Consider the following 12291-nt stretch of genomic DNA (forward strand, 5'->3'; position numbering starts at 1 on the left):
AGGTGATTCGCCGGGTGCCCAGCAGAGGCGTTCGAGGGAGCCGAGGGGCTGCATCTCACTTGGTCGCGTGAGGTTTCGCCGCACCCCCTTCCGCGGGAGGCGGGTGGGCTGAAACTGGCCCAGGACAACCCAAATCCGACGGAGGCCACGTTGACGCGAGTGTTGATCGCGACCACACCGGCGCCCGGCCATGTCGTCAGCATGGTCGAGGTGGCCCGCGAGCTGACCCAGCGCGGCCACGAGGTGCGCTGGTACACCGGACGGGCTTTCCAGCGACAGGTCGAACAGGCCGGGGCGATCTTCGAGCCCATGAGCGCCGGGCTCGACTTCGGCGGCAGGAGCCGGGAGGAGGCCTTCCCCGGCCACGCCGGGCTGACCGGGCTCGCCAGCTTCAAGATCGGTATCCGGGACATCTTCTACCGCACGGCGCCCGGACAGCTGGCCGACCTGCTCGCCCTGCTGGACCGCTTTCCCGCTGACTGCATCCTGGCCGACGACATGTGCTACGGCGCGTGCTTCGCCAGCGAACGCACTGGGATTCCCCTCGCCTGGCTGAGCAACTCGATCTACATCCTCGGCAGCACGGACACCGGGCCGCTGGGCATGGGGCTGCCGCCGAGCACCTCACCGTTGCGCCGAGTCCGCAACACCCTCCTGCGGTTCACCGGAGATCAGGTGGCCCTGCGGGATCTCAGGCGGGAGGCCGATCGAACCAGGGCCGAGGCAGGCCTCCCGCGCCTGCGGTCGCGAGCGATGGAGAACATCGCGCGCCCACCGGACCTCTACCTGGTGAGCACGGTGCCCTCGTTCGAGTTCCCCCGCCGCGACCTGCTGCCTGGCACCCACTTCGTCGGCGGGCTCTTCGGGCTTCCGCCGGAGAGGTTCGATCCGCCCGGCTGGTGGGAGGACCTGGACGGAGACCGGCCGGTGGTGCTGATCACCCAGGGCACCACCGCCAACGACGTCCAGCGGCTGCTCGTGCCAGCCGTCAGGGCACTGGCAGGACAGGACCTCCTCGTCGTCGTCACCACGGGCAGCGACCTGGACGTCGACTTGCTGCGACCGCTGCCTGCCAACGTGCGGCTGGAGCGGTTCATCCCCTACCACCACCTGCTGCCGCGTGTGGACGTGATGGTGACCAACGGCGGCTACAACGGCGTCAACGCCGCCCTCGCCCACGGTGTGCCCCTCGTCGCCGCGCCGGCCACCGAGGAGAACCCCGACGTCGCGGCCCGGATCGACTGGTCGGGGACGGGCGTCGTGCTGCCCCGGCGAGCGGTGTCCGAGACCAGCCTGCGTGACGCCGTGACCACCGTTCTGCACAACGAACGCTATCGGCGGCGGGCGCGCGCACTGGCTGAGGAGCACCAAGACGCCGACGCCCCACAGCTGGCAGCTGACCTCGTCGAATCCCTGGCCGCCCGAGGCCGAGTCCCCACCGGAGGTACCGCTCAGTGAGTGTCAACACGAATGCAGACCTGGCCGAAGCGCCACTGACGACGATGCCCGTCGATCCCGGACCGTTCGACTGCATGCCCGAACTGCTCGCGGCCGCGCGGGTTGCACCGGTCGTGCGGATCCCCTACCTCGACCGGCACGCGTGGGTCGTGTGCGACCGCGAACTCGCAAAGACCGCGCTCACGCATCCCATGATGGGCAAGGACATCACGCTCGTTCCGGACTGGATGCGCAAGCCGGGCCTGATGGTCGGCTCTCAGCCACCCCCGGAGTACGCCCGCGCGATGATCATGAGCGACGGCGCCGACCACGCGCGCATCCGCCGCATCCACGCGCCGGTGCTGAGTCCACGCAACACCGAGCGGTGGGGCGAGCGGGTCGCCGTCAAGGTCGAGGGGTTCCTCGACGAGCTCGAACGAACAGCGGCCACCGAGGTCAACGTGGTCACGGACTTCACGCACAAGATCCCGCTGGCGTTCATCTCCGAGATGCTGGGCCTGCCGGAGGTGGCGGAGCGACGACTGCGCGGCATCACCGATGTCATGCTGTACTCCGCCGACTACCCCGCACGCAAAGAGGCGATCGGAGCGCTGTTCGGCGCTGTCGAGGACTGGGTGCGTGACCCGTCCGCGCTGCGCGACGGCGTGATCACGGGCCTGCTGGCCTCGTCGGACGGGCCGGACGCCGCGGTCACGGAGGGCGAGGTCATCGTCTGGACCCTCGGGATGATCATCACCGGCTATGAGACGACCGGGAGCCTGATCTCCGCGGCGCTGTACGAGGCCCTGCGCCGGCCCCCGACGGAACGGCCGCGGACCGAAGAGGACATCAAGGCGTGGATCGAGGAGACCCTGCGGGTGCATCCACCGTTCCCGCACCCGACCTGGCGCTTCCCCCTGGAGGACATCGAGCTCGGCGGCTACCTGATCCCCAAGGGTGCCGCCGTGCAGGTCAGCATCGCGGCGGCCAACCGCGAACCCGGTGAGGAGGCCGACAGCTTCGACGCCGCGCGACAGGGACTCGGACACCTCTCCTTCGGACTCGGTGCGCACTACTGCATCGGCGCCTCACTGGTCCGGTTGGAGGCACAGCTCGCCGTCAGCGGCTTCCTGGGCCGGTTTCCGCAGGCGCGGCTGAGCGCCGACACCGCCGTCGAGTGGGAGTCCGAGTGGATGATCCGCCGGATGAGCGTCCTGCCCGCACTGCTGACCGGCTAGGTCGTGGTCGTGAGTACTTCAGCGCTCCGCCAGGAGGCCTGAAGTACTCACGACGAGTTCACGACACGCGAGGTCTCGAGTCGGATCAGGGCCGCACGGGATCGGATCCCGAGCTTGCGGTAGACCTGCCGCAGGTGCGTCCCGACCGTGTTCGGCGAGATGAACAGGTGCCTGGCCGTCTGCTGGTTGGTGAGCCCGCTCGCCACGACCTCCGCGACCTTCCGCTCGGTCTGGGTGAGACTCTCCCAGCCGGAGACAGGACGCTTCGCGTGCTTCCAGTGCCTGCGCAACACCCCGAGCTCACGCAGCCGCGCCCGCACCCTGGTGGCGTCCCGTTCTCCGCCGAGCCCGCTGTAGGCGTTCATGGCACGGTCCAGCTCGGCGATCGCCGTCTCGTGATCACCGCGGACGGCGAGGAGATCGGCGTGATCCTCAGCCGCCGCGGCCTGAGCCCACGGATTCCGGTGCGACCGGCCTGCCTCGGCCACCGCATCCACGTCCCTGTCGACGAGCGCGCGCGCATGTGCGGCCACCGCACGCACCGCGGGAATGAGCGGGTTGCGCGCAGCGATGTACTCCGTCGTGTCGACCACCGCTCGGGCGACGTCCTTCCGGTGCACCGCGAGCGCGCAGCGGACCAGCCAAGACGCTGCCGCGGGTTCCTCCATCACGACCCAGTGCAGCGCCCCGTCTCGCAACCCGGTTCCTGCCAGCACTTCGACCGCCGCCGCAGGGCCTTCCTGTGCCGCGACAACCTGCGCTCGCAACCACAGACAGGCCGCCCGCCAGGGGCGGGTGCCGAGCTGCCAGCAGTCCTTCTCCACAGCCCGCAGGCAGTTCTCCGCTTCGGCGAGCGCACCCCGGCGCAACGCCACATGGCCCAGCGTCAGCCAGGCTTGCGGAGCGAGCAGAGACGGCTGCCGGTCGTCCGGACCGACCACGGCTTTCGCGGCCGCTTCAGCCTCGTCCAGCTGCCCCGTGACGAGGTACAGCCTCGCTCGGAGTGCGGCCTCAGCCGTGGGGGTCGTGGCTCGGGCAAATCCCTGCACGACCACCTCGGCGTTCTCGTACTCACCGATCCTCACGAGAGAAAGGGCGAGGTACCAACGTGGATCGAGGATCTGCGCGTCCCCTGCCGCGTGGTTGAGCGCGACGGCGCCACGCAGGGTGCTCACGGCATCCCCCACGTGGCCGCTACCCCATTGATCCAACGCAACAACGGTCATCGCACCGACCCGTACGGCGTTGTCGTGGCGATCGGGTGCGCGGAGGATCTCCCGTGCTCGTTCGACCGCCGAGCTGTCGCCACTCAGGTGAGAGGCAGCGAGGTGGGCGGCCACGGCCTCGCGGGACGGGGCGTCCTGCTGAACGAGCGCCTCGTCGGCCGTACGGACAGCGGACTTCGTGTCGCCCTGCAGCAACAGCGCGGTTGACATGGAGGCTCGCAACACCGCGATGTCTTCGGCGTCCCCTGGCACAGCCGGGTCAGTGGCCTCCTCGATCGTGCTCTTCGCCACGGCTACGGCCTCGTCCAGCTCACCCGCCCTGGTGAGTGCCTGGACCGCCGTGCTGGCAAGTCGCACCCGTGCGGCCTGTTCGGGCTCCAGCAACTGCATGCAGCGGGTCGCCAGCGACGCGGCTGTCGAGGGGTCGCCGACGACCATTCTGCGGGCGCCCTCGGCGATGACGTCCAGTTCCTCGGAGTTGCCGGGCCGGGCGACGTGCGCAAGTTGCAGCGCGGCACGTTCGACACCGTCTGGGCGCGACAGCATCAGCTCCGCTGCCTGCCGGCGCAGCAATGCCCGGACGGGGGTCGGCACGGAGTCGAGCAGAACGCGCCAGATCGGCTCGGCTCTGAACGCGAGGTTGTCCTCGCCACAGACCAGAAACCCGCGATCGACGGCTTCGTCCACAGCGGACAGCAGGCTGACCGGTGACTCGTCGAGCATGGCCGACAGATCCTCCGGGGCGAACGGCGATCCGAGCACGGCCGCCAGCCGGAGAGTTCTGACAGTGGGTTCGGAGAGCCACCGAAGGCTGTTCTCGATCAGCAGCGACACGCGTCTCGGTACCGGAGAGGGCAGGCCGATTCCGTTCCCCGCCAACGTGGCCGACACCAGCTGCGAGCGGCCGTCGGCCACCCGGATGTCGCCGTCCTCGAGCAGGCCGCGCACCAACTCGATCACCACACAAGGCGTGATGTTGACGCTCTCCACCAGCGCGAGCAGCGCCGGGTCGGGGGTAGCGCCGGTGTGGTCGGTGACCAGCTGCGCCAACTCGTCGCCCGACAGCGGACCAAGCCTGCGCACCGGTTCCACGGCGATTCTGCCCCGAAGCTTGCTCAGGCAGGTCCTGACCGGCTCGGACGGCGCACCGCCGGGCTCCGAGGTGAAGGAGAGCAGCCAAAGAATCGACCTGCCCCTGACCGCCACGATCAGGTCGCACAGCGCGGTGAGCACCGAAGCGCTGGACAGGTGCAGGTCGTCCAAGGTGATGAGAACAGGCAGGTGCTCCGGCACGTCACGGAGCCGATTCCACGCAGTCTCGGCCACGTCCGGCGCGCTAGCAGGCCGGCGCGCGATCAGCTGAGCAGGAGTGGAACCGGTGGCATCGACGAGTGCGAAACCCTTCCCTCGGGCAACCTTCGTCGCCTCCGTGAGAAGTCGGGTCTTCCCGCCTCCAGGTGCGGCCTTGACCAGCAGCACCCTGCTCCGCCGGTCGCAACTCACCCTCCCCAGGTTCGCGGTGATCTGTGCGATGTGCTCCTCGCGGCCGTGCACCGCTTTCGCCTCGACCACGGGTGCGGCACTTGGCTTGCGTGCAGCCTTGTTCACAGTTGTTGTCTCCCCATGAAGCATCCGTCGTTCCCGGGATGCCCGGCGTGCCGGCGACCTCACCACTCGGCGCTGACCTGCTCATGCACGCGGGCATCCACACCGGGAACGGCTCCCCCGTTCACCGACACCACTCATCGTCGGGCGTGGGTCCTGCCAACACTTGAGGGAGTTCTGAGCAACCTGTTGGGACGCGCTGAGGACAGAGGTGAGGCGGCTACCCGGCCGCGACGGTGAAGACGGCGGTGTGCGGCCTGCCGCCGTGGGAGAACTCCAGGAACAGCCGGTACTCACCGCGTTCGGCGAACACCGAACAGAACGTCAGCCCGCCGTCGATCAACGTGCCCGCCGACTCCACGAGGTGCAGATGGGTGGCCGGGAGCAGCATCGTGTGGCTGCCGGTCATGTGGCCGTTGGCGCCTGGGCGCGGGTCGAGCTTCTCGACCGGTGTGCGGATGGTGAACATGATCGAGCGCTGGTGAATCGGGCTAGTTCTCGTCGTCTGGGCAAGGGACCGACGCGAACACCGTTTTGCCGCCGTCAGGCAGTGGACGGGTGCCCCACTCGCGTGCGAGGTTGTCGACAACCACGATGCCCCGGCCTCTGGTGTCGCCGAGTCGTGAATGCCCGTGCACCGGCTGCGCCGGCGACTGGTCGTCGACTTCGATCGTGATCTCGCACCGTGTGGTGTGCCAGAAGACGCGGAGTCGCCCCGTGCCGGGTGTGTGGTCCAGGACGTTGCTCACCAGTTCGGTGACGACGAGCACGACGTCGTAGAGGTGGTCTTCGCCCAGATCGTGCAGTGCCGTGGCTATGTGGCCGCGCACTGCCGACAGATTGATGGTCGGCTCGACGGCCAGGTCGAGCACCGTTGCCGCTGGGCCGTCACCGGCGGTCATCAGTTGGGTGCCTCCGAATAAGCGCGCACCGTCCTGCTGCGCGCTCTTCGCACGGTATCCGCGACTGACCGGTTTCGAGCACGGATGCGGAGGCTTGGCCACCTTGCGAATTCATTGCGCTTTGGCGATGGTGATGCAACCGGCTTCGTCACCCCTTGGGCGACCCGGGGCTCACCACGAGCAACCTGTCCTCGCCACGCAACACCGCGACAGCCGGGTCTTCGGCCCAGAACCGTCGACCGCGTCGCACCACGGCGAGCACTTGATGCCGGCAGTCGAGCGGCGAACACCCGATCTCGTCGTGCGTCACCGCGCGTTCCATGACCGTCCACTCGAGATCAGCAAACGCCTTGCCACCGTCATGCGGGCGCTCCGCATCAGGAACCCACTCGTCGACTTGACTCACATTCACGACGTGATCGGCGCCGAGGTACTCGACCATCTGGTGTTGTTCCGAGCTGCGGGCGACGGTGATGATCGTGGCATCGTCGTTGATCGAACGCACCGCGGAGATGATCCGTTGTGCCATGTCGTCGTCCGGCACCGCGACCACGATGTGGTCGGCGATGTGCGCGCCCGCCAACCACAATGTGCGTAGACGCCAGCACGGACCTACTACCGCGTGCACGCCCGCCATGACGGCCTGTTCTGCTCGCTGGGGATCGGAGTCGACCACGGTGAAGCCAGTCGTGCGCCCACATTCACGCAAGGCCGCGACGACCCGTCGACCGCGGACGTTGTAGCCGATGAGCACGGTGCGCGAACTCATGACTGCTCCCCAATCGACCACTACCTCAACGACGTTTCCGCGTCGCAGGTAGCCCCGCCTCTGATCCTCCGGCCGGTGCCCGTTCTCCCCGGAGTGGTCTGGCACGGACCCTCACCCCGACCGAATGTGTCCGCGTCGGTAGTGTGCCGGAAGCCTGCACTGTGCAACCTTGCGAGGTCCTTTCGATGAGGGCGCCGACGGAGAAGATCAGCTCCTCCCGGGCAGCAGCCGCAACACCTGCACACCAAGCGCTTTGAGCAACTCGCCCGGCTCAGCCGTCACTGCGCATGATGACGGCGAGACCACCTGCGAGGATCACGGCAATGGTGATGAGCCCCGCCCATCCACCCCATGAAGCCAGCGCGAGCACCACTACTGGAACTACCGCCAACATGCCGATGAGAGCCCGCGGGCGGACCACACCACTGGAGTCGAACACGAATCGGCGCATCTCCACAGCCTTGCAAACGTCCTGTCGCGACCTTCGCCTGGGTGGGCTGGCGCAGCAGACGAAGCAGATGCTCGGCATCGCCCGGTCGGGCATCGCGTGGGTGATGCTGTTCTACCTGTGTCAGGTCAGGTCGGCCACGCGTTCGACCTCGGAGGTCCGGCCGGCCAGGATCACCACGTCGCCTCGGTTGATCACGGTGTCTGCGGTGGCGTAGGAGAAGCCCTCGCCCGGTCGCTTCACTCCGACCACTGTCACTCCGTACTTCGACCGCAGACGGCTCTGGTCCAGCGGCATACCGACGGCCTCTGCCGGAGCGCGGGTCTTGACCATCGCGTAGTCGTCCTCGAACTCGATGAAGTCGAGCATTCTGCCGGTTACGCGGTGGGCGACGCGCTCGCCCATCTCGTGCTCGGGCAGCACACGTGGTGCGCGCCCATGCGTTGCAGGATGCGACCGTGCTGACGGCTGACGGCCTTGGCCCAGATGTGGGGGATGTCGAAGTCCACCAGCAGGGCGGTGGTGAGGATGCTGGCTTCGAGGTCGGTTCCGATCCCGACCACGGCGCGCTGGAACTGGTCGACGCCGAGCTGTCTCATCACCTCCGGGTCGGTGGTGTCGGCGACGACGGCGTGGGTGAGTTCCTGTGCGTGCTGCTGGACGATCTTGGGGTTGGAGTCGATGCCGAGGACCCCGGTTCCGCGGGCGGCGAGCTCGAGCGCCAATGAGCTGCCGAAGCGGCCCAGGCACACCAACCTCGGTGCGCTCTCGTCCAGGTCGACGGCGCCCACGTACCGCTCTCGGTGCACCCCAAGCCTTCTCCACGGCACCCGGTGCTGGACCGGGACGACGTCGTCGCCGTGCTGTACGACGTCATCGGCGCGGCAGCGCGCCGCCGCGACACGCGAGTGCCTGATCTCGTCGCGGACGATTGCGGCGTCACCGCCACGTTCGCCAACGGCGACGAGGACTGGTTCGACCTGGTCGTGGGCGCCGACGGAGCGTGCTCCGCCATCAGGGACGCAGTCTTCTCCCCTCCTGGCGACGATCTGCCGCGCTGGTCGACGCTGTCCGGCCGGATCAAGCTGGCTTCGTCGTGCGCCGTGTCGATGCAGCTCGCCACCAGATCCCTTCGACTGCATCCCCTGCGGGACAAGCAGTCCGCCGTGTCCTTCGCCTGGCGGCACGCACCGGACACACCCCGGCAGCAGCAGTTCGCCGACCTCGGCTGGCTCGTACCCGAACTCGTGTCGCGAGTGCACGGTGAACCGAGCAGCGGCTGGGCGCGGACAGATCGATGGGTGCACAGGCGAATCGTGCTGATCGGTGACGCCGCGTGGTACCTCGGACCGCACGCCGAGCGCTACGTATCGCTCGCACTCGGCGGCGCCGAACTGCTGGGTGACGCACTGGACATCTTCACCGACTCCGATCAGGCTCTGAGTTGGTGGGAACGCACACTGCGCCCGTATGCGCGGCGCGCGGGGCAAGGAACCGGGCACCTCAGAACCGGGAGGCAAGGTGGGACTCACGGAGCACGAAAAGCGTGAGCTGGACGCGATAGAACAACACCTCGCGCAAGAAGACCCAGCATTCGCCACGAAGCTCAGCAGGCCGCGGTGGCATCTCCGGATGTCCGGCACCGCTCTGTTCGCCATCGGCTTGCTGACGACCTATGTCGCCGGACTGACCTTGCTGGCCGCGGGCGTCACGGCATCCTCCTGGCCGCTGACGGCCCTCGGCACCGCCGTAACGGCCATCTATCCAGTGAAGGTCACCCTGCACGCGGTACGAGATCGCCACCGTCGCTAGGTAGTCCATCCGGGTGAGAAACCGTGCCAGAACGCGGACAAGAGCTACCGCTGATGGTTCTCGGCAGGTATGCCTTTGCGCCATGCAGACCAGGAAGGCAGCACTCGGCTCCGCCGCGTTCTTCGTGCTGGCACCGGGTGGCGTCGCCGGCCTCATCCCCTGGCTGCTCACCCGCTGGCAGATGCAACCGTTCTGGCTACCCTTCCGGATTCTCGGCGTAGTCGTGCTGGTGATCGCACTCGCCGTGCTGATCTCCGCCTTCGCCCGATTCGTCACTGAGGGCTTCGGCACGCCCGCACCCGTGGCCCCGCCCGACCGGCTGGTGGTCGGCGGGCTGTACCGACATGTGCGCAACCCGATGTACCTCGCGGTGCTCTCGCTCATCCTCGGGCAAGCGCTCCTGTTCGGACAGTGGATCCTGCTGCCCTACGCCGTGGTCGTGAGCCTGGCGTTCGCCGCGATGGTCCACTGGCACGAGGAACCCGTGCTGCGCCGCGACTTCGGTGCCCAGTACGACACCTACCGCGCCGCGGTTCCGGGATGGTGGCCGCGGCTGCGCCCGTGGCGCCAGAGCTGATCTGCATAGACCAACTTTTTGGCTGATTTACGAGTTGTCAGGTTCGTCACCGCGTCTTCTCTGAGGACGACGGAGAGCGTCCGCAAGAGGAAGCATGACCACCGACGTCCCACCACCGCGGTGCTCGACGCGCGACGCGACCTCGACGGCAGGGACGTGCCCGAGACGGTCGCCGACCTGTTGCACCGGCTTGCTCGGCACCGCCTCACCGTCATGCGCGCCGCTGGCGCCACACAGGGGAGGCTGGGACGCCGTCACGCAGAGGTAGGTCAGCGAGGGCATCAGGATCCGTGCGTCCGCACCCCAACGCGACGAGGATTGTGCAGCCGCAGGTCCGCTCAGTCGCCCACCGACGTGCAGCTCAGCACAACCAACCTGTCGTCGCCGAACAACTCCCCGACCGCCGGGTCCTCCACCCAGAGCCGCCGACCGTCCCGCACGACGGCCAGCACGTCGTTGCCGCACTCCAGCGGCGAACTGCCGACCTCGTCCGGCATCACCGGCCGCTCCACCACGGCCCACTCCAGGTCGGGCAACTCTTCGTACGGAAGGCTTTCGATCTTGAGTGCCCACTCGCCGACCCGGTCCGCGACGAGGACGTGGTCAGCACCGAGATACTCGATGAGCTCGTGCAGTTGCGTGCTTTGGACCAGTGTGGTGATCGTGGCGGTCTCGTTGAGACTGCGCACGACCGAGGTGATGCGCAGGGCCAGGGCGTCGTCCGTGACGGCGACGACGATGTGGTCCGAGTTGTGCACGCCGGCCGACCACAGCACGTCGAGGCGCCAGCCCTCACCTGCCACGGCATGCACACCGTCCACTCCGGCCTGCGCGACGCGCTCGGGATCGGTGTCGACGACCGTGAAGTCCGTCGCATGTCCTCCGGCGAACAGCGCGCTCAGGACGACACGGCCGCGGGCGCTGTAGCCGATGAGCACGGCGTGTGAGCGCATCCAACGTTCCTTCATCGTGCGCGGGCGGGTACCGGCCGCCGATCCTTCCGGCCGGTACCCGGATCTCCCGTGGTGGTTTGGCGCGGACGCTCGCCCGACCGGTTCGCGTCCGCCTCCGACAGTCTGCCGGAAACCCGCACAGTGCAACCTTGCGAGGCCCTTTCGATGAGGTCTCACTGTCGTTTCGAACGCGAGCCGCGCGGACGTCCACCGGTCCACAGATAGATCCCACCCACCACGGCGGCCATCACGAGGACTCCGAGCAATGCATCGGTGCCGCCGCTGTCGTTGTCCTGGGCGAGGTTCTGGGTCCTGGGCACATTCGGTACAGCCTGAGGAACAGTCGGAACAGGCGCGGAACTGGCCAGCGGAGCAGCAATGGCGGCGAGCGGAATCGCTTCCGTGTCGTTGAAATCGACCATGCCGGTCGCTTCGAGGACCTGGATGTGGTCGAGCACGACTTCCATGCACCGCTTGGCGAAGTCGCGGATGAGGGTGTTGCGGGTGCCGGTGCGGACGACCGCGAGGAACTTGTAGACACCTCCGTGTGCCGCGCGCAGGCGGTTGGCGAAAATGCGGTCGAACTCGACGCTTCCTGCCGGGGCGTTGGTCATTTCGGCGATCCAGCCCTGTTGGTCGACGTTGGCCTCGCTGGGCAGCGGAACGTTGAGCGTGCGGCCGAGTTCGAGGACTTTGGCGTCCAGTTCGGCGTGCCCGTCGATCAGATGCCGACCGGCTTCCTTGACGAGCGGGTTGGCGGACTTCTGCAGACCGAGCCGTCCCGCAGGCCCTTCCCACAGCCCGGCCAACCGCACCTTCACGAGCATGTCACGACCCGCAGGTCCCATGGGACCGAACTGGGTCTGCGTGTACTCCGACCCGAAGTCGGGCTGCGCCGATGCCAGCGGGACCGAGAGCGAACAGATGATCGCGATCGCCGTCACCACCTGGGCGAGACGTGTGAGCACTGTGGATCTCCCTCCGCGTACAGCGGTGAACGTGTGTGCCGACACGGAGGGATACGGATGATTCGGACGATCCCGATTATTGCACCGTGCAAACGTTACTCAGCCGTTACCAACACAGACGGTGCAATAATGCGGGCCCAGCGGGCGATCCGAACCGGTCCAGCCTGCCTGATCGGCCTGCAGCCAGAGCAGGTCCCACGCGATTCGACCTGTGGCGCTGGTGCGGCGAGAACGCCCGCATCCGTCGCACACGAGAATGGTTCCCGTGAGGCCGTCGTCGGTGGTGGGCATGCCCGTCACGACTCGTGATGACCTTTCGTCGTCCCGAGACAAGCGTCAGCCGCGTCTCGACGGCC

15 protein-coding genes are annotated in these 12291 nt (G+C 67.8%); 5 read left to right on the forward strand and 10 right to left on the reverse strand.

Annotated elements, in window-relative coordinates; genetic code table 11:
- The first annotated feature begins 159 nt into the window (after positions 1–159).
- The gene (locus LFM09_RS34060; protein ID WP_414100756.1) at positions 160–1458 is read left to right on the forward strand and encodes a glycosyltransferase; all 1299 of its coding nucleotides are present in this window, start codon (positions 160–162) and stop codon (positions 1456–1458) included.
- On the forward strand, positions 1455–2675 hold the full coding sequence (locus tag LFM09_RS34065; protein WP_414100694.1) for a cytochrome P450: 1221 nt from the start codon (positions 1455–1457) through the stop codon (positions 2673–2675). The genes LFM09_RS34060 and LFM09_RS34065 overlap by 4 nt, the downstream gene beginning before the upstream one ends.
- A 47-nt stretch (positions 2676–2722) precedes the next feature.
- Here the strand turns inward: LFM09_RS34065 and LFM09_RS34070 are convergent, their stop codons facing one another.
- The 7 genes from LFM09_RS34070 to LFM09_RS34100 all read right to left on the reverse strand — a co-directional run bounded on the left by LFM09_RS34070 (position 2723) and on the right by LFM09_RS34100 (position 8434).
- Positions 2723–5509 (reverse strand): LuxR C-terminal-related transcriptional regulator, encoded by a 2787-nt coding sequence (locus LFM09_RS34070; RefSeq protein WP_414100695.1) that lies wholly within the window; start codon positions 5507–5509, stop codon positions 2723–2725.
- Between the two features lie 217 nt (positions 5510–5726).
- Positions 5727–5975, reverse strand: a complete 249-nt coding sequence (locus LFM09_RS34075) for a hypothetical protein (protein ID WP_414100696.1) — start codon at positions 5973–5975, stop codon at positions 5727–5729.
- A 22-nt stretch (positions 5976–5997) separates the two neighbouring features.
- A complete protein-coding gene (locus tag LFM09_RS34080; protein WP_414100697.1) occupies positions 5998–6408 on the reverse strand; it encodes an ATP-binding protein in 411 nt (136 codons plus the stop codon).
- A gap of 148 nt (positions 6409–6556) precedes the next feature.
- Positions 6557–7177 (reverse strand): NAD(P)-binding protein, encoded by a 621-nt coding sequence (locus tag LFM09_RS34085; RefSeq protein ID WP_414100698.1) that lies wholly within the window; start codon positions 7175–7177, stop codon positions 6557–6559.
- 271 nt (positions 7178–7448) lie between these two features.
- Positions 7449–7628 (reverse strand): hypothetical protein, encoded by a 180-nt coding sequence (locus LFM09_RS34090; protein ID WP_414100699.1) that lies wholly within the window; start codon positions 7626–7628, stop codon positions 7449–7451.
- Positions 7629–7748: 120 nt separating this feature from the next.
- On the reverse strand, positions 7749–8030 hold the full coding sequence (locus LFM09_RS34095) for a TrkA C-terminal domain-containing protein (protein WP_414100700.1): 282 nt from the start codon (positions 8028–8030) through the stop codon (positions 7749–7751).
- Entirely contained in the window at positions 8003–8434 is a 432-nt protein-coding gene (locus tag LFM09_RS34100) for a potassium channel family protein (protein WP_414100701.1), read from the reverse strand. Before LFM09_RS34100 ends, LFM09_RS34095 begins: the two co-directional genes overlap by 28 nt.
- A gap of 24 nt (positions 8435–8458) precedes the next feature.
- On the opposite strand from LFM09_RS34100, the gene LFM09_RS34105 reads away from it, so the two are divergent.
- The 3 genes from LFM09_RS34105 to LFM09_RS34115 all read left to right on the forward strand — a co-directional run bounded on the left by LFM09_RS34105 (position 8459) and on the right by LFM09_RS34115 (position 10014).
- Positions 8459–9175, forward strand: coding sequence for an FAD-dependent oxidoreductase (locus tag LFM09_RS34105; RefSeq protein ID WP_414100702.1), 717 nt, complete (start codon positions 8459–8461; stop codon positions 9173–9175).
- Positions 9096–9437, forward strand: coding sequence for a DUF3040 domain-containing protein (locus LFM09_RS34110; RefSeq protein WP_414100703.1), 342 nt, complete (start codon positions 9096–9098; stop codon positions 9435–9437). Before LFM09_RS34105 ends, LFM09_RS34110 begins: the two co-directional genes overlap by 80 nt.
- Positions 9438–9519: 82 nt before the next feature.
- The gene (locus LFM09_RS34115; protein ID WP_414100704.1) at positions 9520–10014 is read left to right on the forward strand and encodes a methyltransferase family protein; all 495 of its coding nucleotides are present in this window, start codon (positions 9520–9522) and stop codon (positions 10012–10014) included.
- A gap of 338 nt (positions 10015–10352) precedes the next feature.
- On the opposite strand, the gene LFM09_RS34120 is transcribed toward LFM09_RS34115, so the two are convergent.
- The 3 genes from LFM09_RS34120 to LFM09_RS34130 all read right to left on the reverse strand — a co-directional run bounded on the left by LFM09_RS34120 (position 10353) and on the right by LFM09_RS34130 (position 12226).
- Complete coding sequence (locus LFM09_RS34120; RefSeq protein WP_414100705.1) at positions 10353–10967, reverse strand: potassium channel family protein; 615 nt, start codon at positions 10965–10967, stop codon at positions 10353–10355.
- A gap of 173 nt (positions 10968–11140) precedes the next feature.
- Positions 11141–11935 carry a DUF4142 domain-containing protein gene (locus tag LFM09_RS34125; RefSeq protein ID WP_414100706.1) on the reverse strand — a complete coding sequence of 265 codons (795 nt, stop codon included), beginning with the start codon at positions 11933–11935 and terminating at the stop codon, positions 11141–11143.
- Positions 11936–12034: 99 nt separating this feature from the next.
- Positions 12035–12226 (reverse strand): hypothetical protein, encoded by a 192-nt coding sequence (locus LFM09_RS34130; protein WP_414100707.1) that lies wholly within the window; start codon positions 12224–12226, stop codon positions 12035–12037.
- Between the last annotated feature and the right edge of the window lie 65 nt (positions 12227–12291).

The sequence above is a fragment of the Lentzea alba genome (assembly GCF_047445655.1).
In the GTDB taxonomy this organism is placed as follows: Bacteria; Actinomycetota; Actinomycetes; order Mycobacteriales; family Pseudonocardiaceae; genus Lentzea; species Lentzea alba_A.